The following is a 23635-nucleotide window of genomic DNA, read 5'->3' on the forward strand; positions in this document are numbered from 1 at the left end:
CGCAATGTTTTGCTCCGCCACTGTTTTAGCGGAACTTCCCATCGTAAAAAATGACGTCAAAATTAACTTTCTTGTTTATTTTATTAACAATTTACGGAAATGTGTTGCACAGTGTTCGTAACACATTATTCAATTATAAAATCTGTAGTAGATTACAGTTAAACTATTTATGACATTTAAAGAATTAAATATTATTGAGCCGATATTAAAGGCTCTGGAAGAAAAAGGATATACAACGCCAACTCCTATACAAGAAAAAGCTATTATTCCGGCTTTAACTAATCGGGATATTTTAGGATTGGCACAAACAGGTACAGGTAAAACCGCCGCCTTCTCACTGCCTATCATTCAGCAACTTTATTTGAATAAAGTTAGTGGCAAAAAGAGAGAAATAAGAGCTTTAATATTAACTCCTACACGAGAACTGGCAATCCAAATAAACGACAGCCTCAATGACTATACTCAGTATACAGGACTTCGTCACTGTGTTATATATGGAGGAGTGAAGCAAAAAGCGCAAACAGATGAACTAAAAACAGGAATTGATATATTAGTTGCTACACCGGGACGACTATTGGATTTGATTAATCAGGGTTTTATAAATCTGGACTCTATACGTCATTTCGTTCTTGACGAAGCTGACCGTATGTTAGATATGGGTTTTATTCATGATATTAAACGTCTGCTGCCTAAGTTGCCGAAAGAGAAACAAACTTTGTTTTTCTCTGCTACTATGCCATCTACAATAGCTTCCTTGTCTCGCTCTATTCTGCGAGATCCTCTTAAGGTAGAAGTTACACCTGCATCATCTGTTATAGATACTATTAAACAATATTTGTATTTTGTAGAGAAACAAGAAAAGAAAGACTTGTTAATCAATTTGTTGAAAAAAGATAAAAAGCAATCTGTTTTAGTTTTTTCCCGCACGAAGCATGGAGCAGACAAAATTGCACGTCTTCTTTGTAAAGCAGGGATCGGTAGCGAAGCTATTCATGGCAACAAATCTCAAAATGCACGTCAACGTGCGTTGAATAATTTCAAGTCGCAAAAAACACGAGTTCTCATTGCTACGGATATTGCTGCAAGGGGGATAGATGTGGATCAACTGGAGTTGGTTATCAATTATGATTTGCCCGATGTTCCCGAAACTTATGTGCATCGTATCGGCCGTACCGGACGTGCAGGTAATAGTGGAACTGCTCTTACTTTCTGTTCGGTGGAAGAGAATGCAATGCTAAATGATATTCAGAAACTAACAGGAAAGAAGTTGAATCAATTATCAATTCCAGCGTAACAAATATAAAAACATAAATATATAATTAATGGCAAAATCAAATTCATTTAACAAAAGAGAAATAGAAAAAAACAAACAGCAAAAGAGAAAAGAAAAACAACAGAAAAGAGAGGAAAGGCGAAATGCTCCTGTCGATTCATTTGAAGATATGATCGCTTATGTGGATGAAAATGGTGTTATAACCAGTACACCTCCCACTCAGACAAATAAACAAGATATAGAAATAGAAGATATCGCTATTTCAACGCCTAAGAAAGAAGATGTAGAAGATCCTATCCTCAATGGCCGTGTAGAATACTTTAATCAGGATAAGGGGTATGGCTTTATTAAACACACAGGTAGCACAGAAAAATACTTTTTCCATGTAAGCAGCACTTTAGTTCCCATTGAAGAAGGCAATATGGTGACATTCGAATTGGAGCGAGGCCAAAAAGGTATGAATGCTGTAAGAATCACTCTGGCTAATAAGGAAGATAAAAAGTAATATAGATACCTTATCTATATTAACTGTCCGTTTTCCTTATGATATTCAATCAGTCCTTTTATCGGATTTTCAATAATAACATCAATGTATATTCCTAAGTCTTGAGCTATTTCTCTTAAGATGAAGGAGTACATTTTTGCTATAGATCCTACAAATCGTATAGGATATTCCGTATATTCATATTGAAGGATATTCCTTTCAAAGAAAGATCGTAGATTCTTTCTGACTAAATTATTGATATAAGGATGTTCGAGATATTCGTATAGAAAGAATGACAAGACGGATAAGAGTTTGTTTGGGAATGGCTTAGAATAAATATAATCCATGATCTCATCAGGATCAATCTTATACTTTCTGTAGAATGGCTCTATAAGCTCAGTAGGAGCTAATCCTTTTAAGCAATCTGCAAGAAATATCTTACCTAAAGAAGCGCCACTTCCTTCATCTCCAAGGATATATCCCAAAGGTTTCACATTCTTTATTATAGTATCCCCATCATATAGACACGAGTTAGAGCCGGTTCCCAAAATACAGGCAATACCGGCTTCGTTTTTAAATAGGGAACGAGCCGAACCCAAAAGGTCACTTTCTATGATCGATGGTGTTTTAAACTGGGCTTCAAGTGAAGCTTTTACTACATTCTTCTTTTCAAGTGAAGAGCAGCCTGCACCATAGAAATGTATGGTATGAAATTTAGTCTTAAAGAAGATCGGTGGCAATTGTAGCCGAATAGAACGACTTATCTCCTTTCTTGTCTGGAAAAAAGGATTAATACCATCGGACAAGAAATGTTCTACAATTCCACTTCTGTCCACCAGGCACCACTCTGTCTTTGTAGAGCCGCTTTCAGCTAGTAATATCACGTATTCTTATGTATTAAATTTATGCAAAGATAGATAAATAAATATAACTTATCATCAAAAAACTATTTAGATCACCCGACTTTCTCTATTCCGATTCCGGGCTTATCATCCAGATGTAACTTACCATTTATAACTGTTACTCCTTTGAAGCAGTCGTTACTGATCAATAGATTCCCATCCAGATCAGCCCAATCTACAGCCGGTGATAATTGCGTTGCGGCAGAAATGGCACAAGACGTTTCGGTCATACAGCCTATCATTACTTTCATGTTGGCTGTCCGTGCTACAGTTTGTATTTTCCAAGCTTCACGCATGCCTGTACACTTCATTAACTTGATATTTACTCCGGTGAAAGCTCCTTTTAGCCGTAGCACATCTTGAAGACGTTGAAAAGACTCATCAGCAAATATAGGTAGCGGGCTTCTTTCTGTAATCCATGCGGCATCTTCCAGATTATATTTGGGCATTGGTTGTTCGACCATGACTATACCTTTTTCTTTTAGCCAGTTGATCATGTCCAATGCATAATGTTTATCTTTCCATCCCTGATTGGCATCCACGGCTATAGGCTTGTCGGTTACTGTCCGTATAGCCTCTATCATCTGCTTGTCATTTTCTCTTCCGAGCTTTACCTTCAGTATATTGTATAATGGTGCGGCCTCTCTGGTTTTTTGTTTAACAATCTCATCCGTATCGATACCAATCGTAAACGTTGTAGATGGTGTTTTCTCTTTGTCCAACCCCCATATTTTATACCAGGGCTGATTCATTATTTTGCCTACCAAATCATGCAATGCAATATCTATAGAAGCCTTAGCCGCAGTATTATTCTCTGTTATTTTGTCGATATAGGTGAGTATATCATCCAGTTCAAACGGACTGGAAAATTGTTCGAGATCTACTTTTTTCAGAAATTCGATTACCGAAGCTTGGCTTTCGCCCAAATAGGGAGGGAGAGAAGCTTCTCCATAGCCTGTTATACCATCGTATGTAATTTCAGTCAGTACAACAGGTGTTGTTGTGCGTGAAGAATTAGCAATAGTGAATACATGGCGCAATTGCAGATCGTATGGCTTAAAGCTTAATTTCATTTTCTTATTTAATGAAATAGTCTTCTTATTGTTTTGAGCAAATGCTGCTAATGGATTGCCGGCGAATAATCCACTTCCTATTGTTGTTAAAGCTGCTGTTTTTAGAAAATTACGTCTCGATTGTGACATGATTCGATATATTTAGGTATGATGAATTACTTATAGAATGAGTTGTTTGATATAGACCATATTCCCGATCCCTCTTTATCTATGGCCCCTATTATGCGCGAAGCTCTGATGAATTCTTTTGTATTCACTTCGTCATAATCATTGTCTTTAGGATCGAGGCTACTGATACGGATATACCCTGATGCATGAATGAATTTATTGTTGCCAATATAAAATGCGACATGGCGTACACGCTCTTTTTTATCCTTTTCAGCTTTTTTTCCAAAAAACATCAAATCTCCGGGTTGTAAATTCCCATATCCATTACTTACATCAATTGGTATGCCCGTATGTACCTGCTGTGAGGCATCTCTCATCAGAATAATACCGTGCATCAGTGCTATTGTTTTGGTAAACCCACTACAGTCCATGCCCTTTACCGATGTGCCACCCCATACATAGGGAATCCCTATCAGGGTGTATGCCTTTTTCACAAAGTTGTCCCCTGATATTGTAATTCCGTCAAGCCAGTCTTCATACTTTTTACTTTGGCTTTTTAGTATATATGCTTTTCGTCCATCGGGGTATGATACTTTATAAAAATCTCCAACCTCGCCTTCTTTTTTCAGAATGTTGCAACTGACCAGATCGGATACAGTCTGACTTTGTGTATCAGGTGCAGAATATGCAAACCCAAAATAGTCTGTAAATATTATTTTTTTAGCCGAGTTCCAATTCTCAAATTCAGTCTTAGTCATCGGGTGATAATTTATTTCCTGAGTCCAAGCTATGTATCCATCAGGTGTTTGTATGCGACTCCATCCATCTTTTTGCAAAATTCGGATTGGTGTTCCGAGGGTAGCCTGAGTAGCCATTTCGGCCGAGAATTTACCTTCAACTCGGATATCGGCAACAGACAAGGTTGTCACACCATAAGTTTTGTCTCCTAAATCTTTATCGGGTAATAATTTTATCTTATCCGTGAAGTTTTTCCCATAGATTTTTCCAGACTGCTTTATTAATTCATTATATGCAGCAATGTCGGATGTAACTCCTGATAATGTAGGATTCTTTTCGTGATCATCTACTTTTATATCAAACACTTTTACTCTTCTATCAGGGATATGTTTCTCTCTGATATTGTTGAGGATTGTCTCTAGTTCTGCATACTTGTAAATTTGTTTGTCTGTATTTTGCGCATATAATACAGAATAGCATATACATAAAGCAATCAGTGTGCATATTTTTTTCATAACGGCAGGCCTGAATAATTTATTAGATGTGATATTACAAATATATGCAAAATAAGGATTTCCGCAGAGTTTTACTTTGTGTTTTCTCTTTTTGCGTGGTTAAAATAGTTTAAAATATATATCTAAACACTAATTCGATGTATGTGCCTTTATGCTCGACTTTAACGATACATTTTGCTTAATGGTAATAAAATATTTGATTATAAATTGCATGTAATTAGGTCTTTAATTATTTTTCAACAAAAGGTCTTATTTTAAATTATTTTATAATAACCTCTCTTTTAAAATGCTTTTCTTTGTATTTCTATGAATGATAATGTACTCGAAAAACTGAAGGTATTGGCAGAGTCGGCAAAGTATGACGTTTCTTGCTCTTCCAGTGGTACTGTCCGCAAAAATAAAGCGGGCGGACTCGGGAATACTGTAGGTGGTATGGGGATATGCCATAGTTTTACGGAAGATGGGCGTTGCGTTTCATTGTTGAAAATTATGCTAACTAATTACTGTATTTATGATTGTGCATATTGTATCAATCGTAGGAGTAATGATATTCGTAGAGCTACTTTCACCGTCCAAGAATTGGTTGATCTTACAATTGAGTTTTATCGTCGCAACTATATCGAAGGTCTTTTTCTTAGTTCGGGCGTTATCAACAACCCAGACTATACGATGGAGCGTATGGTGAGAGTCATAAAAAATCTCAGAACTGTACAACGATTCAACGGATATATTCACATGAAAAGCATACCCGGTGCTAGTCAGGAATTGATTAGTGAAGCCGGATTGTATGCCGATCGTATGAGTGTAAATCTGGAAATACCTACAGAGGTAAATCTGAAACTTTTGGCTCCTGAAAAAGATCATCGCAGTGTATACAAGCCGATGCGTTATATTCAGCAGGGAATGCAACAAAGTATAGAAGACAGGCGGAAGTTTCGTTCTGCACCACGCTTTGTTCCTGCCGGACAGAGTACGCAAATGATAGTAGGTGCAACCAATGAGCGGGATAAGGATATCTTGCGCGTATCTTCCGTTCTTTATCAACAGACAGAGATGAGGCGTGTATACTATTCGGGCTTTATTCCGGTAAATAGTTATGATACTCGTTTGCCAGCACTAAAGCAGGCTCCATTGGTGAGAGAAAATCGCTTATATCAGGCCGACTGGCTGATGCGTTTCTATCAGTATAGAGCTGACGAAATAGTAGACGATGCATATCCTGATCTTGATCTCGAGATAGATCCGAAATTGGCATGGGCTTTGCGTCATCCCGAGATGTTTCCGGTGGATATTAACAAAGCTGACTATGTAATGATTCTTCGTGTGCCGGGTATTGGGGTTAAGTCAGCCCAGTATATTGTAACTTCGCGTCGGCATGGTAGATTGAATGCCTCACATCTTAAAAAGATTGGAGTGGTAATGAAAAAAGCGCAGTATTTTATTACTTGCAACGAGCTGCCCATGTATACAGTCAATGAGGCTACGCCGGAGTATGTTCGCAAAATCCTTACTGAACCTAAAAAGCGAAAAGGTGATGATAGCCAGTTGTCTATAATATTCCCCGACTGATGATAGTTTTTTTTTACGATAAAACATTCGAAGGCTTATTGACCGCCATCTTTGATGCATATAGCCGAAAAGTATTTCCCGACAGATTACTGGCAGAAGGAGATATTGCTCCCATGTTTATGGATGATAGCTATACGGTGGTTACGCAAGAAGACAAAGCTACTCGGGTTTGGAAAGGATTAGAAAATAAACTGTCGAAAGGAGCATGCAACATGCTTACCTATGTTTGGCTTTCGGAGGAAGAAGGAAGTGACGATCTTATGTTCCGTTATATTCGTAAAGCGCTTGATAATAAAATCTCTATAGAAACGAATTTTGCAGATAGCGATGTTTTGCAGATGAGCCAACTGGCTAGGAAAGTGTCCCACGAGGAACTCTATCTGAAACAGTTTGTGCGTTTTCAAAAAGCTGCTGACGATATATTCTTTGCACCTGTATTTCCCCGATATAATGCTCTTCCTTTGGCTATTGGTCATTTCAAAGATCGCTTTTCGGATCAAAAATGGGTTATCTATGATATGAAAAGAAAATATGGGTATTACTATGATCTGAATACAATGGTAGAGATCACACTTGATAATGAAGAGCATTTGCTGGGAGGAAAATTGGATGAAAAGTTGATGGCCGAAGACGAAAAGTTATTTCAAGAGTTGTGGAAAGGTTATTTTAAGTCGATGACCATAAAAGAACGTATAAATCCAAAACTGCATCGACAGCACATGCCAAAACGTTTTTGGAAATACCTTACCGAGAAACAATAAGAAGGCTGTAATAGTGTTTTTCTTGTCCTTTTTCATCCTGATCGAAGAGAAATCAATATGGGATGAGGTAAAAACTCTATACAGCCTTCTTGGGCAGAGTACTTCTATTGTTTCAGCTTGAATACAATCGGAATTGTGAAATATACCTGAACAGGATTTCCGCTTTGCTTCCCAGGGATCCATTTTGGCATACTTTTTATAACCCTCATCGCCTCCTTGTCGCATGTCGGACTGATACCTTTTAATAATTCCAAGTTGGATATTTCACCGGTTTTACTAACAACGAATCTTACTATAACACGTCCCTGTGTTCCTATCTCTTGATCTACAACGGGGTATTTAAGGTTGGCACTTATAAATTTATACATTTCGGATTCACCACCAGGGAATTGGGGCATGATTTCTACTGCAATAAATGTCTCGGGTTTCTTTTCTGTTCCTTCCTTAGCCGTTGGTGTCATTATGCTTTCTATATCTTTTCGGACAGCATCAGGGTCAGTAGAACCATTTTCTACCTTGTGTTTTCCAATGGCGTCTTTGCCTTTTGCAACCTCTTCCATTGTCACCATCTCTTCTTCATTATTGACTTTAGTGTCATCAACAATTGTTGGTGGAACAAACTTCGTCATTTGTATAAATTTAGGTGGTTCAGGAATTGGTGGTTTTTCAATCTCATCCACTTTGTTTAATGGCGGATCGATAACTACTATTGTATATTTATCTGTTATATTATCCGGCTTTATACCTGTTGCAGCTTTTACTGTACTGATGATTAACGGTAGAGCTGTTACAAAACCTACAAAAACTAAGATGATAGCAAAAGCGAGAATGTGTCGTTTCCAAGAAGATTGCCTTAAAGCGAATGCACCATATGATTTGTTTCTCCCTTCAAAAACTATGTCACACCATTCTGTTGAGTTTAGGTTTACTGCGTTTTTCATAACTGTATGTTTTAAATTGTTACTTAATCTTGTCTTTTTCTACTTAATAGATATTAAAGTCTCTGAAATTCCATAAAGAGGTATTAATTTTTTTTAATCTCATTGAAAAAGTTCTTTTTGCGAAATGGATATCGTAATATTTTAGTTTTTTTTGTCGGGCAAATTTTTATTTATCAATACTTAAAATGCTACATTTGTAACTTAATATATTGTAGGAAATGTCAGATTCAATAGTTATCATCCCGACTTATAACGAAAAGGAGAATATAGAGGCCATCACAAGGGCAGTGTTCAATTTACCTAAAGAGTTCGATATTCTGGTTATTGACGATGGTTCTCCTGATGGAACCGCTTCTATTGTAAAGAGGCTTCAAACAGAGTTTCCCGAAAGGTTACATCTAGTGGAAAGAGCCGGTAAACTTGGTCTTGGAACGGCGTATATCGCAGGGTTTAAATGGGCTTTAGGACGTAGTTATGAGTATGTGTATGAGATGGATGCTGATTTTTCTCACAATCCGAACGATCTTCTCCGCTTGTATGAGGCATGTGTTAATCAAGGAGCCGATCTAGCGGTAGGCTCACGCTATTGTAGTGGCGTAAACGTTGTAAACTGGCCTATGGGCAGGGTCTTGATGTCTTATTTTGCTTCCAGATATGTGCGTTTTATTACGGGCATGAAGGTACATGACTCTACAGCCGGATTTGTTTGTTATCGGCGTGCAGTTCTAGAAACTATTGATTTGGACAATATTCGCTTCAAAGGATATGCTTTCCAAGTGGAAATGAAGTATACGACACATTGTCTCAAATTTAATATAAAAGAGGTATCTATTATTTTTGTTAATCGGATGTTGGGTACTTCAAAAATGAGCTCCGGTATTTTTGCTGAAGGTGTAATCGGTGTAATTACAATGCGCTTGAGGCAAATGTTTGGCGGAATTCATAAAAAGAAATAAAAACTTGTGTATCTTTGTTGTATATTTTTTATACAGCAAAAAGATGAAGATTATTTGCGTAGGGCAAAATTATCAATCACATAATAAAGAAATGAACAGGGCATTATCGAATAGCGACGATGATCCTGTTCTTTTTATGAAACCCGATACATCTTTGCTTTCGGGAGATAAGAAAGATTTCTATATTCCCGATTTCTCTGCCGATATACATTACGAGGCTGAAGTTGTAGTTAAGATAAGTAAGATGGGTAAAAATATAGCAGAACGATTTGCTCATCGTTATTACGAAGAAGTTACTCTTGGTATCGACTTTACGGCAAGAGATATACAATCCGAATTAAAGAAAAAAGGACTCCCATGGGAAATAGCCAAAGCCTTTGATAACTCGGCAGCGGTAGGACAGTTTGTATCGAAAGGTAAATGGGACAAACAGATGGATGATTTGAATTTCAGTTTGTCTATTGATGATAAGACGGTGCAATCGGCTAACACTACCGAAATGATACATCCGATAGATAAGATAATTGCATACGCCAGTCGGTTTTTTACGCTCAAAACCGGCGATTTAATCTTTACAGGCACACCCGCCGGAGTAGGGAAGGTGCAAATAGGAAATCATTTATCAGGAGAAATAGAAGGAGAGAAATTGTTGGAAATATTTATTTGCTGATAAATTAGAATGTTAAATTTATACTACATAACAATAAATATTATAAAAAATTGTTATCTATACATACTGAATAATTAAATAAGAAATCCGAACAAACTATAATTAAACCTTAGCAAATAAATTAATTACTTAAATAGTAGAATAAATGAAGAGTCTTTTGAGAAAAATCTTATTTGTAAATATTTTTGCATTACTTGCATTAGGTACGTATGCACAAGATGACGTGAATCCGATACAAACGGCTATGCCGTCATTAAATATAGCTCCTGATGCCCGTGCAGGAGGGATGGGAGATGCCGGAGTGGCTACAGCACCGGATGTGTATTCCCAACACTGGAATGCTGCTAAATATGCATTTAGCCCAAGTAAGGTAGGTTTTGGAATATCATATACTCCATGGTTGAGAAAGATCATTAATGATATAGCACTAGTTTATGGTGTTGGTTACTATAAATTAGGGAATGAAAATAATCAGGCATTAAGTGCATCTATCCGTTACTTTTCTATCGGAGATGTGAAGGTTGTCACAGATTTGAATGACTTTAATGGTGTTGTATTAAGTCCGAACGAGTTGGCTATTGACTTAGCATATTCCCGTAAATTGACAGAGACTTTTTCCGGAGCTGTAACTGTGCGTTATATTCGTGCCGATTATACAGGAGCTTCTGAAGAAACTTCAGTAGGTAATGCTTTTGCCGCAGATATTTCTGGTTATAACGAATCTTATATCCGTACAGGGAGTTCAGAAAGTCTACTAAGTTTTGGTTTCAATATCTCTAATATTGGTACGAAAATTTCTACCAACGGAGATTCACGAAACGAATTCTTGCCAACCAATCTGCGTTTAGGTGCTTCTCTTATGTATCCGATCAACGAGGTAAGTACAATATCATTCAGTGCAGACTTGAACAAGTATTTGGTTCCAACTCCTCCTGTTAAAAAAGAAGGGGAAACCAATGATGAATTCAGCAAACGCATGGCAGATTATCGAGATATTAACCCGATAGCGGGTATCTTCAAATCATTTGGTGATGCTCCCGGTGGATTCTCGGAAGAAATGAAAGAGATTGCATGGTCGCTTGGTGCAGAATATGATTATAATGATAAGTTCCGTTTACGTACCGGTTACTTCCACGAAAATAAGATGAAAGGTAATCGTCAGTATCTTTCTTTTGGTGCAGGATTTAAGCTAAGCGCATTCCAACTGGATGTAGCATATCTGTTGGCTACGGCTCAACAAAATCCATTAGACCAAACATTGCGTTTTTCTCTAGGTTTTGATATTGATGCAATGAAAAATTTATTTAAGTAATTATTGTTTCGTAGATAAAGTTATTTGATATAATGAAGATAAGGGTAGGTTTTGGCTATGATGTGCATCGCCTTGCTGATAATAGAGATTTGTGGTTAGGTGGAATCAAAATAGAACATAGTCAGGGACTATTAGGACACTCCGATGCTGATGTGCTTATACATGCTATTTGCGATGCTATTCTTGGTGCGGCAAATTTACGTGATATAGGTTTTCATTTTCCTGATACAGCCGGAGAATATAAAGATATAGACAGTAAGATCTTATTGAAGAAAACATTAGAGGTGATAACCGAAAAAGGATATAGTATAGGCAATATAGATGCAACTATCTGTGCCGAACGTCCTAAAATAAATCCTCATATACCTCAGATGCAGAAAGTGATGGCTGAGATTTTAGAGATCTCGGTAGACGATATATCGATAAAAGCAACAACTTCAGAAAAAATGGGGTTTGTAGGCCGTGAGGAAGGTTTTGCCGCATACGCCGTTGCTTTAATTGAAAAAAAGTGATAATTAGACACAAAAAGAAATGAGTGTGAAACCCAAAATAGAATTAACCGCTGATGGGTCTCACACTCTTTTCATGTCCGACCTGAATGAACACTATCATTCGGTAAATGGAGCTATACAAGAATCAACCCACGTATTTATTAAGACAGGATTGCATCATTGCAAAAAAGAGAGTGTCAATATTCTTGAAATTGGTTTTGGAACAGGCTTAAATGCTTTTCTGACAGCATTGGATGTAACCAATACTGAAAGAGTTATTCATTACACAGGGTTAGAGTTATATCCTTTGCCTAAATCAATTATCAACGAGTTGAATTATTCGGATAATCATTCGGAGCAAGCCAAGATTTTATATAATAAGTTGCATGATGCGGATTGGAATAGGGAAGTTCAAATTTTACCTGAGTTTTATTTGTCGAAGATAGAATGTGATTTTACCAAGTTTGATTTCTCCTCATTAAAATCTTCTTTCGATCTCATTTACTTCGATGCATTTGCTCCCGATAAGCAGCCCGAAATGTGGACGCAATCAATCTTTGATTCATTGTATTCTGTTACAGCCCGGAATGGGATATTAGTTACTTATTGTGCTAAAGGTGTTGTGCGTAGAATGCTACAACAAGCAGGCTACAAAACTGAAAGACTTCCCGGACCTCCCGGAAAAAGAGAAATGCTACGTGCTACAAAAACAGATTGATGCTTCGTTTTTGTTTACTATATTCTTTTTATATTCATTTCCTCAGCGTTTATAATATAGTTAAGATCAATTCCATCTTTTTATCTTCTGATAAAAGATACTTATCTTTGTGCCCGATATTTAATAAATATCTATAAGAATCTACACTATAATATAATGAAAATAGGCAATATAAAATTCTCTGAAAACCCTGTCTTTCTTGCACCTATGGAAGATGTAACAGATATGGGATTTCGTCTTATGTGCAAGCAATTTGGGGCAGATATGGTATATACCGAGTTTGTATCCAGCGATGCACTTATTCGTCATGTGAATAAGACTCAGGCTAAGCTCACCATCAGTGAAGAAGAGCGTCCTGTGGCTATACAAATATACGGAAGGGAAGTCGATGCAATGGTGGAAGCTGCAAAAATCTGTGAAGAAGCCAATCCGAATATATTGGATATAAACTTTGGCTGTCCGGTAAAGAAAGTGGCAGGCAAGGGTGCCGGTTCGGGTATGATGAAAACCCCCGAACTTATGGTTGAAATAACGGCTGCTGTAGTAAAAGCCGTAAAAATCCCTGTAACGGTAAAAACTCGTTTAGGTTGGGATCATGAGTCGAAGATTATTGTGGAGTTGGCAGAGCAATTGCAAGACGTAGGAATACAAGCCTTGACGATACATGGGCGCACACGCTCACAGATGTACACAGGAGAGGCTGATTGGAAATTGATCGGCGATGTGAAAAATAACCCTCGTATACATATTCCGATAGTAGGTAATGGGGATGTAACTAGTCCCGAAATATGCAAACGCCGTTTCAACGAGACAGGAGTGGATGCCGTAATGATAGGGCGGGGGAGTATCGGTAGTCCGTGGATATTTGAAGATGTGAAGCATTATTTGAGAACAGGTGAAACACTTCCGAAGAAAGAATTTGGATGGTACCTGAATGTTCTAAAAGAGATGATCCGCAAAAATGTTGCTCATTCAGGGGAACGTGGCGGAATTATTCATAGTCGGCGTCATTTGGCTGCAAGCTCATTGTTTAAAGGGTTGCCCGATTTTAAGAAAGTAAGAGTGGCTATGTTACGAACAGAGTCCGTTGATGAACTTTTTGAAATTATGGATACTATACAGGAGCAATTTCAGATCGAATCAAACAATTGAATATAAATTGAGTTTTCGGTAACAGGAATAAAGAAATCTATAACCCCTAAATATTTAATAATACATAGGTTTGGTTACACACTTAATATTCGGTGTGTAACCTCCTTACTTCTATATAATTTTCTTACTTTTGTATTGCTAAAAAAATTACAGACTGTTTATGGAACAAAAATTATTGGTTTACAATACTCTGACACGAAAAAAGGAAGTATTCGAACCGCTTCATGCACCGCATGTGGGGATGTATGTTTGTGGACCAACCGTATACGGAGATGGCCATCTCGGACATGCCCGTCCTGCTATAACATTCGATATACTATTTCGTTATCTCACACATTTAGGTTATAAGGTGCGTTACGTACGCAATATCACGGATGTGGGGCACTTGGAGAACGATGCTGATGAGGGTGAAGATAAAATAGCCAAAAAAGCACGTTTGGAGCAGTTGGAACCAATGGAAGTTGTTCAGTATTATGTAAATCGTTACCATAAGGCAATGGATGCTTTGAACGTACTGTCTCCATCTATAGAGCCTCATGCTTCAGGGCATATCATAGAGCAGATAGAGGCAATCAAAGGTATATTGAAAGCCGGATATGCATACGAAAGTAATGGTTCAGTTTATTTTGATGTAGAGAAATATAATAAGGATTACGATTATGGTATTCTTTCTCATCGCAATATCGAAGAAATGCTAAATACTACACGTGAGCTCGATGGTCAGGAAGAGAAGAGAAGTAGAGTTGACTTTGCTCTGTGGAAAAAAGCTGCACCCGAACATATTATGCGTTGGTCTTCGCCTTGGAGTGATGGTTTTCCCGGGTGGCACATCGAATGTTCAACAATGAGTATAAAGTATCTCGGCCGAGAATTTGATATACATGGAGGTGGGCTTGATCTTATGTTCCCTCATCACGAATGTGAAATAGCCCAGAATACGGCAATGGAAAAGCATCAGGTAGTAAGATACTGGATGCATAACAATATGATAACTATCGGCGGGCAGAAAATGGGTAAATCTCTAGGGAATTTCATTACACTGGATGAATTCTTTACAGGCTCTCATAAAATGCTGGTACAGGCGTATAGCCCTATGACAATTCGTTTCTTTATTTTACAGGCGCATTATCGTAGTACAGTAGATTTCAGTAACGAAGCCTTGCAAGCTGCAGAAAAGAGCCTCGAACGACTTTATGATGCATACGCACGTATAGAGAAAATTCCTGTCTCAGCAACATCTTCTGTAGATGTGAAAAATATTAGGAACAAGTGCTATGAGGCATTAAATGATGATTTGAATTCGGCAATCGTAATAGCACATCTATGTGAAGCCGGAACAACAATCAATTCTGCAAGTGCGGGTAATATAACATTGAGTCAGGAAGATATAAATGAGCTTAAAGAAGTATTTGATATCTTTTTGTTCGGTATACTCGGTATCCGTAACGATGCAATAGGTGCAAACAGTAGTAATAATGAAGCGTTTGGTAAAGCTGTGGACTTATTACTCGAGATTCGCCAAAAAGCAAAAGAAAATAAAGATTGGGCTACTTCAGATCAGATTCGCAACGAATTGGCTAAAGCTGGATTTGAAATCAAAGATGGCAAGGATGGTGCCGAATGGAAACTGAAATGATTCTTTTTCTCTTTATCTAAAGCATCAATATTTATCTTATTATACATCGAAGGCTATTTTTATGAACTTTAAAAAGTGACAAATGAAAATAGCCTGAAATCTGTCACTTTTGTCACCTTTTATAGAGAATGTAATGATAGCTAAACAGATACAAGAAGAGCTAAATGCTTATTCAACTCCTGAAAAGCGGGAATTTCTTCCGTACTTTTTCAAAACAGGGAAAGGTCAATATGGAGAAGGTGACAAGTTTCTGGGAGTTGTTGTTCCTGATACTCGAAAAGTAGCTAAGAAATATAAAGATATTCCTTTTACAGAGGTAAGAAAACTTCTCAATAATGAATATCATGAGTGTCGCCTGTGTGCTTTGCTTATTCTCGTAGAGTTATTTAAAAAGACAAAGGACGAGACAAGAAAACAAGAGATTGTAGATTTTTATTTGGCTCATACACATTGTATCAATAACTGGGACTTGGTAGATCTCAGTGCAAAAGATATTGTTGGAGAGTATCTTGTAGATAAAGATAGGTCAGTCTTATATCAATTAGCAGACAGCTCTCTGTTGTGGGATCAACGTATTGCTATTATTGCCACATTCGCATTTATCCGTCGAAACGATTATCAAGATATTTTAGATTTATCCCGACGATTATTATATCATAAGCACGATCTGATGCATAAAGCTATTGGATGGATGCTAAGAGAGATGGGTAAGAGAGATAAAATGCATTTAACTGATTTTCTTGATCGTTATAGTAAAGAGATGCCTCGTACGATGTTGCGTTACTCAATAGAAAAATTAAGCCCTGAAGAAAGGGCGTTTTACATGAAGAAATGATAAATTATCTCACTCATACATTATCCAACGGACTTCGTATTGTGCACAAACCAATTGAAAGTAACGTTTCTTATTGTGGTTTTATAGTCAATGCAGGTACACGCGATGAAGCTCCCGATCAGTACGGTATGGCTCACTTTGTAGAGCATATGCTGTTTAAAGGTACGGATAAAAGACGGGCGTATCATATTATCAACCGTATGGAAAATGTGGGTGGAGAGCTCAATGCATTTACTAATAAAGAAGAAACGGTTGTTTACTCAGTCTTTCTTGAGCAACACTTTAGCCGTGCGATAGAGTTACTTTCAGACATTACTTTTCATTCGAATTTTCCTCAATCGGAAATCGAAAAAGAAGTAGAGGTTATAATAGACGAAATACATTCGTATGAAGATAGTCCATCAGAACTGATATTTGATGAATTCGAAAACCTTGTTTTTGATCAGTCCCAGATAGGGCATAATATATTAGGAAGTGCAGAGCTGTTGCAGAACTTTGATGGGCAGATGGCTAAGGGTTTTGTGAACAAATTCTATAATCCTTCCAATATGGTGTTCTTTTCACTTGGAAGAACAGACTTTAAGAAGATTGTTTATTATGCCGAGAAATATTTGTCGGCTATTCCTAATATAAAATCAGATATACAACGGATTAAGCCGGTTGACATCTCATCAGTAAATAAGAGGGAGGATAAAGATACTTCGCAGGCACATGTTCTGATTGGCGGACGTTCATATTCATTGTGTGACCCCAATAGAAGAGTCTTAAATCTTTTGAATAACCTTTTGGGTGGCCCGGGAATGAATAGCCGTTTGAATATCTCTTTACGAGAGAAAAGAGGCTATGTATATAACGTAGACTCGTCGATCACATCATATACCGATACGGGGATAACTTCAATTTATTTTGGCTGCGATAAGAAAAATGTGGATAAGTGTATCAGTTTGGTGAATAAAGAATTAAATAGATTAAGAAAAGAGAAGCTTACATCAAGTCAACTAAGTACAGCCAAGAAGCAACTCATTGGGCAGATAGGAGTGATGGGAGACAATCATGAGAATCTGGCATTAGCCTTGGGTAAGAATTTTTTGCATCATAATCACTTCAATACGTTGGCGGAAACCGCTCAAAAAATAGAAGCTGTGACGGCAGAACAAATACTGGCTGTGAGTAACGAAATTTTTGATGAAAGAAGTTTGTTTACTTTAATATATGATTAATTCTCTTAACTTTGCATTAGCTATACTAACTTTATGAAAACAATCTTAAAAATATTTTTACTTATATCTTTGTTTGTTTGCAGTATTGGAACTATAAATGCTCAGTATCCTAAAAAACGTATCACTTCGGATATACATGTGGGATTAAACCTTGCCGGAATGGATATTAAGAATGAAAATACATATAAGCAAGCCAAAGTAGGAGTTCATATCGGGTTCAATGTAAATTATAAATTTTGGAGTAATATGCAGCTCCAAACAGGGTTGTTTGTTACTAAGAAAGGATTGAAAAGACATATTCATACTGTAGAGAAAAATGGTGATATTTCTGTAACTACCTATGACGGATATTATAATGCCACAGGCAATTATATACAGATGCCTTTTAATTTGGGATATGAATTGTATTTCACGAAGTCATGGGCATTTAATATTAATGGAGGACTATATGCCGCTTATGGATATAAAGGGACAGGTACAACAAGCAGCGTTACAGTGATTTCCGATAATATAGGGAAGCCTGTTGTTACAACCGTTCCTGAGGTCGAATTCGAATCATTTACTCCTGACCGGTGGCGAAGGTTTGATTATGGCTTGAACGCGAAAGTTGGTCTGGTGTATGATATATATACAATAAACATAGGGTATGAATATGGACTCTACAATATTGCATATACCGGTCCTGAATTAAAAAATAGAAACTTTTTTGTTTCGTTCGGATTCAGATTCTAGCCTATTGGTATGTGTTTTATAGTCTGAACTTTGTCTGTCTGATTGTTGTTTTCTATAAATAAAAACCATCAAAAATTATAATCATGGAAAACTTGATAAAAAAACTGCAAGATGAGGTTGGGCTTACGTACGAACAGGCCGTTAAAGCTGTTTCTGTAGTCAAAGATTATATGGATAAGGAAGGTCTTGATATAGACTGGGATAAATTCTTTAAAGGAAAAACAGAAGATTTTTTAACTAAGGCTAAAGATTTATTTGAAGACGTGTCGAAGCATACGCAAAGTTATACTGAAAAATTTGTAGATAAGGTTGATGAGTTTGCAGATAAGGCTCGAAAAAAGGCTTCTGATTTTTTTAACGAAAAGTAATTAGAGTAATAAAAGATGTAGAATATCTGTAAGTACAGCTTACGGATATTTTTGTGATATATACATACTGTTGGAATAAGGTGGCGAAGAAGAATTTTTATGTGGTGTGGAATGGAGTTAAGACCGGTGTCTACTCTTCATGGGCAGAATGTAAAGCTCAGGTAGAAGGTTATGATGGTGCTATTTATAAATCATTTCCATCGAAACTCGAGGCTGAGAAAGCTTACAATGAAAGTCCTTGGTTGTATGTAGGTAAGAATGCTGAAAAAAAGAAGCAGGTTTCAATACATAACATTCCCGAGATTATAAAAGATAGCCTTTCCGTAGATGCTGCCTGTAGTGGTAATCCCGGCTTGATGGAGTATCGCGGAGTATATGTGAAGACCGGAGAGGAGATCTTTAAACAAGGACCATTTGAGCAAGGGACAAATAATATTGGAGAGTTTCTTGCTTTGGTACACGGCTTGGCTTTGTTGAAGCAGAAAGGCTTTTCTATTCCCATTTATTCAGATAGTGTAAATGCAATAAAGTGGGTAAAAGAAAAGAAATGTAAGACCAAGCTGGAGCGGATTCCCGAAAATGAATCTCTTTTCTACATGATAGAACGTGCCGAGAACTGGCTTAAAACAAATACTTATACAACTACAATCCTTAAATGGAAAACTGATGAATGGGGTGAGATTCCCGCAGATTTTGGACGGAAGTAAACTTTGGTTTGAAAATTTATTACAATAAATAAACGGAGCAAAATGTCTTCTTTGTTTAGTGACATTAAGCTCCGCTATTACCTGCTTGGGTTAATATATTCTGTAGATTATATATTATCCATATTTCTTTTGATAAAGTTGCTCAAAGCTTCGCCTTTCAGCATACCGTTTGACAGCAGAGCTAAATCTATCAATTGACGGATATTTTTATTCTCATTAGCATAAGCACTTACCGCCTCTTTATCTTTGTTATCTATATCAGCCATTATCTTTTTTATTAATGGATGCTCGATGTTTAATACAAGATTATAATTGTTCGGCATCTCACCATAAAATCCCATACCCGACTGCATAGCAGACATTTCCTTCATACGGCGCATAAACTCATTCTGAGTTATTTGTATTGGTTGTGCCTTTTCGTCCAACGATTTGTAGTCGACAGTAAATTCAGTTTTATCAATCTTCGGTAGTTGAGAAGTAAAGGCTTCATTCAACTCTTCCTTTTGTTTATCAGTTAGATTGATCTCTTTGCTGTCTTCTTTCAAGATCAGATTGTCCACTGTATCACTATCTACTCGAACAAAACGACTCTTCTCAAACTTCTGTTCAAGCAGTCCTGCCATATGTACATCTAGTTGACCGTCAAATAAGATTACATCATAACCTTTGCCTTTAGCTGTGTTTATGTAAGAGAACTGCTCTTCTTTGTTGCTGGTGTATAGATAAATTAGATTGCCATCCTTATCTGTTTGATCAGAAGATATAAGTGTTTTGTATTCTTCAAATGTGAATGCTTTACCATCAACGTTCTTCAATAAACAGAACTTTTGAGCACGGTCGTAGAATTTCTCGTCGGTAAGCATGCCATACTCAACAAAGAGCTTGAGACTATCCCATTTGTCTTCGAATTGACTACGATCGTTTTTGAATATTTCTTCCAGTCTGTCGGCAACCTTTTTCGTAATATGATTGGATATCTTTTTTACATTCTGATCACTTTGCAGATACGAGCGAGAAACGTTAAGAGGGATGTCCGGAGAATCTAAAACCCCATGCATCAATGTCAGGAATTCGGGAACTATACCTTCTACTGAATCGGTAACAAATACTTGGTTGCTATATAATTGTATCTTGTTGCGATTGAGGTCTATATTGCTTTTAACTTGAGGGAAATATAATATTCCTGTCAGCTTGAACGGATAATCAACGTTTAGATGTATCCAGAACATCGGCTCGTCAGAGAAAGGATATAAGTCTTGGTAGAATTTCTTATAATCTTCATCTTTCAGATCGGCAGGTTTGCGTGTCCATAGGGGATTTGTATCATTTATAACATTGTCTTCTTCTGTCTCTACAGATTTGCCGTCTTTCCATTCTGTTTTCTTTCCGAATATTACGGGTATAGGTAAAAAGCGGCAGTATTTTTTTAATAGTTTGTCTATTTCTGCTTTTTCGAGGAAATTTTTATTCTCATCATCTATATATAAAATAATGTCAGTCCCTCTTTCTGCTTTTTCTACAGCTTCTAACGTAAATTCAGGAGATCCGTCGCAACTCCATTTTACCGCTTGAGCATTTTCTTTGAAAGACCTGGTGATGATCTCTACTTTCTTGGATACCATGAAAGATGAATAAAAACCTAATCCAAAATGTCCAATAATAGAATTAGCGTCTTTCTTGTATTTATCGAGAAACTCGTTTGCTGAAGAAAATGCTATTTGATTGATGTACTTGTCTATTTCTTCATCGGTCATCCCAATACCTTTATCTGAGATTGTAAGAGTACCTTTGTCTTTGTCAATAGATACACTTACCGACAAACTGCCCATTTCTCCTTTGAATTCTCCTAACGATGCGTATGTCTTTAATTTTTGAGTAGCATCTACGGCATTAGACACTAATTCACGAAGAAATATTTCATGATCACTATATAAGAATTTTTTGATGATAGGGAAAATGTTTTCGGTCGTAACCCCAATTTTACCAGTTTTTTCCATGTTGTATAATATTTTACCAGTTATATTTGTTAATTATGTATTGTTAAGACAAAATAAATGCCAAAGAGTATCTGAGTGACAATTTGTCGTAGTATGTTAGATTTATTTTGATTAATTGATGAAGTTTATAGAAATAATTTATAACTTATATTAATATTAAAATAATATTTGAGAATACATATTATCAGGTGTTTATATGTTTTGTCTTTGCTTATTTTTCTGAAAAAAAGTATATTTTTATAAAGTTTTTTCTGGTTGATGAAAAAAAAGAGTATATTTGTTTTAAAGAATTAATGAAAAGAGATTATAAAACAAAGCGTTGTTTTACTATATTTTGGCTTAAAAAGCCATACAAGATTACTTAATTTGCATTAGCCGACTAAAAATTACAAAAAAATGACAACACTAAATAACACTTATAAAGGATTTGAAGACAGGTTAATAGACTTGCAGAATAATATGTTGAACTTTGCACTTACTCTAACATCCAATAGAGAAGAGGCGAAAGATTTGTTGCAAGAAACAACTTTACGTGCTTTAGACAACAAAGAGAAATATTATGAAAACGTAAACTTCAAAGGTTGGGTTTTTACTATCATGCATAATATTTTTGTGAATAACTATCGTCGTGTAGTTCGCAGTCAGACAATGATAGATCAAACTGAAAATTTATATCATTTAAATTTACCTCAAGATTCAGGTTTTGATACACCAGAAGGCGCATATACAGTATCTGAAATAGTAAAAGTGATAAATAGTTTTGCGGACGAATATAAAGTTCCTTTTACAATGCACGTGTCGGGTTATAAATATGAAGAAATTGCTCAACAACTAGGTTTGCCAATAGGTACGGTTAAGAGTCGTATTTTCTTTGCTCGTAAACGTCTTCAAGAACTGCTGAACGATTATAAATATCAAGACAGAGAATAATATAGAAATTATTTAAATAATAAACGAAAGCCTGCAGTATAATTGCAGGCTTTTTTTTGAGACAGAAAGCTCTCTTTATTCTAACATATATATTAATTTATTATTTTAAAATATCCTGCCTTTATGTTATTATTACTATCTCATAAGTTGAATAATAATAAAAAAGATGAGGTTAAATATTTTTTGAGAAATATAGATTTTTATAGTTAAATATACATAGATTTGTTCTTTATTTTCTTTTTTTGTGATAGAAGAATCTCATAATTAAGCAATAGAGAACTTTTATCAATTGATAGATATAATGAATTAAATTGTTTATATTTGTATCAATAAATTATAGATTAAAACAATAACCTAGACTATATGCATAATTGGTTTGAATGCAAGGTCAGTTACGAAAAAGTACTGGAAAATGGTATGCAAAAGAAAGTAACTGAACCATATTTAGTAGATGCACTATCTTTCACCGAGGCGGAAGCCCGTATAATTGAAGAAATAAAACCTTATATATCCGGAGAATTTACAATAGCAGATATTAAAAGAGCTAAACTGTCTGAATTATTCTTTAATGATAATGGAGATCGTTTTTTTAAAGCTAAAGTAATGTTTATTAGTTTGGATGAAAAAAGTGGAACGGAAAAGAAAACAGCAGTACAGATGCTAGCTCAGGCTTCTGATATAAAAGAAGCACTTAAGGTTGTAGAAAAAGGTATGGAGGGAACCTTGGCTGATTATACTATTGCTTCATTATCCGAGACTACTATTATGGATGTGTTTCCTTATTCAGAAGACGAAAAGAAGAAAGTAGTATTGGTATGATTTGCCATAAATTTATGGTTGATAAATTATATTGTGTTACCGGCTTGAAATGAATATATCAGATAACTTACATAAAATAAAAGAGACTTTACCTGAAACTGTAAAACTTGTCGCTGTATCTAAATTTCATCCTGTAGAAGCTATACAGAAACTTTATGATAACGGTCAACGTGTTTTTGGTGAAAGTCGGATGCAAGAGGTAGATCTGAAGCATAGTAAGTTGCCACAAGATATAGAATGGCACTTTATAGGTCATCTTCAAACAAACAAAGTAAAAGCAATCGTTCCATATGTTCATACTATTCATAGTGTTGATAGTTGGAAGCTTTTACAAGAAATAGATAAGCAGGCAGCAAGTGTAAATAAGCGTATTTGCTGTCTTTTAGAAATTCATATCGCTGAAGAAGATTCTAAATATGGCTTATCATTTGATACTTGTCGGCAGATGCTGGATGAAGGTCTTTGGGAGCAGTTGAAGTGTACATATATTGGAGGGGTAATGGGTATGGCTACCTTTACGGACAATGTAGACCTCATAAGAACAGAGTTTCGTAGCCTGAAACTATTCTATGATGAACTTAAAGCAGATTATTTCCATGATTTTGATTCGTTTTCCGAAATTTCTATGGGAATGTCTGATGATTATGAAATAGCAGTGGAGGAGGGAGCTACTATAGTACGAGTAGGTTCTTCAATATTTGGACAAAGAGAATACTAACACTAACTAA

General features: G+C 36.3%; 24 protein-coding genes. 19 read left to right on the plus strand and 5 right to left on the minus strand.

All coding sequences use genetic code 11. The features are described 5' to 3' along the window. The first annotated feature begins 169 nt into the window (after positions 1-169). Together E4T88_RS03505 and E4T88_RS03510 are read left to right on the plus strand one after the other, a co-directional pair. Positions 170-1294 carry a DEAD/DEAH box helicase gene (locus E4T88_RS03505; RefSeq protein ID WP_135104080.1) on the plus strand — a complete coding sequence of 375 codons (1125 nt, stop codon included), beginning with the start codon at positions 170-172 and terminating at the stop codon, positions 1292-1294. Between the two features lie 28 nt (positions 1295-1322). After that, positions 1323-1778 (plus strand): cold-shock protein, encoded by a 456-nt coding sequence (locus E4T88_RS03510; RefSeq protein ID WP_135104081.1) that lies wholly within the window; start codon positions 1323-1325, stop codon positions 1776-1778. 14 nt (positions 1779-1792) lie between these two features. On the opposite strand, the gene E4T88_RS03515 is transcribed toward E4T88_RS03510, so the two are convergent. The 3 genes from E4T88_RS03515 to E4T88_RS03525 form a co-directional block, all read right to left on the minus strand. Next, positions 1793-2641: a hypothetical protein gene (locus tag E4T88_RS03515; RefSeq protein ID WP_135104082.1), complete on the minus strand. Its 849-nt coding sequence runs from the start codon at positions 2639-2641 to the stop codon at positions 1793-1795. A 71-nt stretch (positions 2642-2712) separates the two neighbouring features. Beyond that, positions 2713-3861 carry a dipeptide epimerase gene (locus tag E4T88_RS03520; RefSeq protein ID WP_135104083.1) on the minus strand — a complete coding sequence of 383 codons (1149 nt, stop codon included), beginning with the start codon at positions 3859-3861 and terminating at the stop codon, positions 2713-2715. Positions 3862-3887: 26 nt separating this feature from the next. Next, positions 3888-5093 carry a C40 family peptidase gene (locus E4T88_RS03525; protein ID WP_135104084.1) on the minus strand — a complete coding sequence of 402 codons (1206 nt, stop codon included), beginning with the start codon at positions 5091-5093 and terminating at the stop codon, positions 3888-3890. Positions 5094-5399: 306 nt separating this feature from the next. Between E4T88_RS03525 and E4T88_RS03530 the strand changes: the two genes are divergently transcribed. Next, positions 5400-6662, plus strand: a complete 1263-nt coding sequence (locus E4T88_RS03530) for a putative DNA modification/repair radical SAM protein (protein WP_135104085.1) — start codon at positions 5400-5402, stop codon at positions 6660-6662. Continuing rightward, the gene (locus E4T88_RS03535) at positions 6662-7423 is read left to right on the plus strand and encodes a TIGR03915 family putative DNA repair protein (protein ID WP_135104086.1); all 762 of its coding nucleotides are present in this window, start codon (positions 6662-6664) and stop codon (positions 7421-7423) included. The genes E4T88_RS03530 and E4T88_RS03535 overlap by 1 nt, the downstream gene beginning before the upstream one ends. A 104-nt stretch (positions 7424-7527) precedes the next feature. Here E4T88_RS03535 and E4T88_RS03540 read toward each other — a convergent pair whose 3' ends face one another. Beyond that, entirely contained in the window at positions 7528-8364 is an 837-nt protein-coding gene (locus E4T88_RS03540) for an energy transducer TonB (protein ID WP_135104087.1), read from the minus strand. 218 nt (positions 8365-8582) lie between these two features. Between E4T88_RS03540 and E4T88_RS03545 the strand changes: the two genes are divergently transcribed. The 12 genes from E4T88_RS03545 to E4T88_RS03600 all read left to right on the plus strand — a co-directional run bounded on the left by E4T88_RS03545 (position 8583) and on the right by E4T88_RS03600 (position 19161). Continuing rightward, positions 8583-9320 (plus strand): polyprenol monophosphomannose synthase, encoded by a 738-nt coding sequence (locus E4T88_RS03545; RefSeq protein WP_135104088.1) that lies wholly within the window; start codon positions 8583-8585, stop codon positions 9318-9320. Between the two features lie 43 nt (positions 9321-9363). Further along, a complete protein-coding gene (locus tag E4T88_RS03550; protein ID WP_135104089.1) occupies positions 9364-9990 on the plus strand; it encodes a fumarylacetoacetate hydrolase family protein in 627 nt (208 codons plus the stop codon). Between the two features lie 145 nt (positions 9991-10135). Then, positions 10136-11302, plus strand: a complete 1167-nt coding sequence (porV, locus tag E4T88_RS03555; RefSeq protein WP_135104090.1) for a type IX secretion system outer membrane channel protein PorV — start codon at positions 10136-10138, stop codon at positions 11300-11302. 32 nt (positions 11303-11334) lie between these two features. Further along, positions 11335-11814, plus strand: a complete 480-nt coding sequence (gene ispF, locus E4T88_RS03560) for a 2-C-methyl-D-erythritol 2,4-cyclodiphosphate synthase (RefSeq protein ID WP_135104091.1) — start codon at positions 11335-11337, stop codon at positions 11812-11814. Between the two features lie 19 nt (positions 11815-11833). Further along, entirely contained in the window at positions 11834-12511 is a 678-nt protein-coding gene (gene mnmC2, locus E4T88_RS03565; protein WP_135104092.1) for a tRNA (5-methylaminomethyl-2-thiouridine)(34)-methyltransferase MnmC2, read from the plus strand. A gap of 156 nt (positions 12512-12667) precedes the next feature. Further along, entirely contained in the window at positions 12668-13663 is a 996-nt protein-coding gene (gene dusB / locus E4T88_RS03570) for a tRNA dihydrouridine synthase DusB (protein ID WP_135104093.1), read from the plus strand. A gap of 160 nt (positions 13664-13823) precedes the next feature. Continuing rightward, on the plus strand, positions 13824-15299 hold the full coding sequence (gene cysS / locus E4T88_RS03575) for a cysteine--tRNA ligase (protein WP_135104094.1): 1476 nt from the start codon (positions 13824-13826) through the stop codon (positions 15297-15299). A gap of 133 nt (positions 15300-15432) precedes the next feature. After that, on the plus strand, positions 15433-16134 hold the full coding sequence (locus tag E4T88_RS03580) for a DNA alkylation repair protein (RefSeq protein WP_135104095.1): 702 nt from the start codon (positions 15433-15435) through the stop codon (positions 16132-16134). After that, entirely contained in the window at positions 16131-17354 is a 1224-nt protein-coding gene (locus tag E4T88_RS03585) for a M16 family metallopeptidase (protein WP_135104096.1), read from the plus strand. Before E4T88_RS03580 ends, E4T88_RS03585 begins: the two co-directional genes overlap by 4 nt. A 33-nt stretch (positions 17355-17387) precedes the next feature. Further along, positions 17388-18086, plus strand: coding sequence for a porin family protein (locus tag E4T88_RS03590; protein WP_135104097.1), 699 nt, complete (start codon positions 17388-17390; stop codon positions 18084-18086). An 83-nt stretch (positions 18087-18169) separates the two neighbouring features. Then, on the plus strand, positions 18170-18454 hold the full coding sequence (locus E4T88_RS03595; protein ID WP_135104098.1) for a hypothetical protein: 285 nt from the start codon (positions 18170-18172) through the stop codon (positions 18452-18454). 80 nt (positions 18455-18534) lie between these two features. Continuing rightward, a complete protein-coding gene (locus E4T88_RS03600; protein ID WP_018074830.1) occupies positions 18535-19161 on the plus strand; it encodes a ribonuclease H1 domain-containing protein in 627 nt (208 codons plus the stop codon). Between the two features lie 107 nt (positions 19162-19268). Here E4T88_RS03600 and htpG read toward each other — a convergent pair whose 3' ends face one another. Continuing rightward, positions 19269-21158, minus strand: a complete 1890-nt coding sequence (gene htpG, locus E4T88_RS03605) for a molecular chaperone HtpG (protein WP_135104099.1) — start codon at positions 21156-21158, stop codon at positions 19269-19271. Between the two features lie 396 nt (positions 21159-21554). On the opposite strand from htpG, the gene E4T88_RS03610 reads away from it, so the two are divergent. The 3 genes from E4T88_RS03610 to E4T88_RS03620 all read left to right on the plus strand — a co-directional run bounded on the left by E4T88_RS03610 (position 21555) and on the right by E4T88_RS03620 (position 23625). Next, complete coding sequence (locus tag E4T88_RS03610; protein WP_006842745.1) at positions 21555-22088, plus strand: RNA polymerase sigma factor; 534 nt, start codon at positions 21555-21557, stop codon at positions 22086-22088. Between the two features lie 363 nt (positions 22089-22451). Beyond that, positions 22452-22907 carry a DUF4494 domain-containing protein gene (locus E4T88_RS03615; RefSeq protein ID WP_135104100.1) on the plus strand — a complete coding sequence of 152 codons (456 nt, stop codon included), beginning with the start codon at positions 22452-22454 and terminating at the stop codon, positions 22905-22907. A 49-nt stretch (positions 22908-22956) separates the two neighbouring features. Beyond that, positions 22957-23625: a YggS family pyridoxal phosphate-dependent enzyme gene (locus E4T88_RS03620; RefSeq protein WP_135104101.1), complete on the plus strand. Its 669-nt coding sequence runs from the start codon at positions 22957-22959 to the stop codon at positions 23623-23625. Positions 23626-23635 lie beyond the last annotated feature (10 nt).

Origin of the sequence: Dysgonomonas mossii (assembly GCF_004569505.1) — a bacterium.
Lineage (GTDB): Bacteria > Bacteroidota > Bacteroidia > Bacteroidales > Dysgonomonadaceae > Dysgonomonas.

Bases quoted from the DNA above. Each gene is read 5' to 3' on its own strand.
- E4T88_RS03620 (WP_135104101.1), top strand. From the start codon at position 22,957: ATGAATATATCAGATAACTTACATAAAATAAAAGAGACTTTACCTGAA.
- E4T88_RS03545 (WP_135104088.1), top strand. From the start codon at position 8,583: ATGTCAGATTCAATAGTTATCATCCCGACTTATAACGAAAAGGAGAAT.
- E4T88_RS03580 (WP_135104095.1), top strand. From the start codon at position 15,433: ATGATAGCTAAACAGATACAAGAAGAGCTAAATGCTTATTCAACTCCT.
- E4T88_RS03525 (WP_135104084.1), bottom strand. From the start codon at position 5,093: ATGAAAAAAATATGCACACTGATTGCTTTATGTATATGCTATTCTGTA.
- E4T88_RS03530 (WP_135104085.1), top strand. From the start codon at position 5,400: ATGAATGATAATGTACTCGAAAAACTGAAGGTATTGGCAGAGTCGGCA.
- E4T88_RS03550 (WP_135104089.1), top strand. From the start codon at position 9,364: ATGAAGATTATTTGCGTAGGGCAAAATTATCAATCACATAATAAAGAA.
- E4T88_RS03505 (WP_135104080.1), top strand. From the start codon at position 170: ATGACATTTAAAGAATTAAATATTATTGAGCCGATATTAAAGGCTCTG.
- E4T88_RS03520 (WP_135104083.1), bottom strand. From the start codon at position 3,861: ATGTCACAATCGAGACGTAATTTTCTAAAAACAGCAGCTTTAACAACA.
- htpG (WP_135104099.1), bottom strand. From the start codon at position 21,158: ATGGAAAAAACTGGTAAAATTGGGGTTACGACCGAAAACATTTTCCCT.
- E4T88_RS03615 (WP_135104100.1), top strand. From the start codon at position 22,452: ATGCATAATTGGTTTGAATGCAAGGTCAGTTACGAAAAAGTACTGGAA.
- E4T88_RS03590 (WP_135104097.1), top strand. From the start codon at position 17,388: ATGAAAACAATCTTAAAAATATTTTTACTTATATCTTTGTTTGTTTGC.
- cysS (WP_135104094.1), top strand. From the start codon at position 13,824: ATGGAACAAAAATTATTGGTTTACAATACTCTGACACGAAAAAAGGAA.
- porV (WP_135104090.1), top strand. From the start codon at position 10,136: ATGAAGAGTCTTTTGAGAAAAATCTTATTTGTAAATATTTTTGCATTA.
- E4T88_RS03585 (WP_135104096.1), top strand. From the start codon at position 16,131: ATGATAAATTATCTCACTCATACATTATCCAACGGACTTCGTATTGTG.
- E4T88_RS03540 (WP_135104087.1), bottom strand. From the start codon at position 8,364: ATGAAAAACGCAGTAAACCTAAACTCAACAGAATGGTGTGACATAGTT.
- E4T88_RS03535 (WP_135104086.1), top strand. From the start codon at position 6,662: ATGATAGTTTTTTTTTACGATAAAACATTCGAAGGCTTATTGACCGCC.
- dusB (WP_135104093.1), top strand. From the start codon at position 12,668: ATGAAAATAGGCAATATAAAATTCTCTGAAAACCCTGTCTTTCTTGCA.
- mnmC2 (WP_135104092.1), top strand. From the start codon at position 11,834: ATGAGTGTGAAACCCAAAATAGAATTAACCGCTGATGGGTCTCACACT.
- ispF (WP_135104091.1), top strand. From the start codon at position 11,335: ATGAAGATAAGGGTAGGTTTTGGCTATGATGTGCATCGCCTTGCTGAT.
- E4T88_RS03510 (WP_135104081.1), top strand. From the start codon at position 1,323: ATGGCAAAATCAAATTCATTTAACAAAAGAGAAATAGAAAAAAACAAA.
- E4T88_RS03610 (WP_006842745.1), top strand. From the start codon at position 21,555: ATGACAACACTAAATAACACTTATAAAGGATTTGAAGACAGGTTAATA.
- E4T88_RS03595 (WP_135104098.1), top strand. From the start codon at position 18,170: ATGGAAAACTTGATAAAAAAACTGCAAGATGAGGTTGGGCTTACGTAC.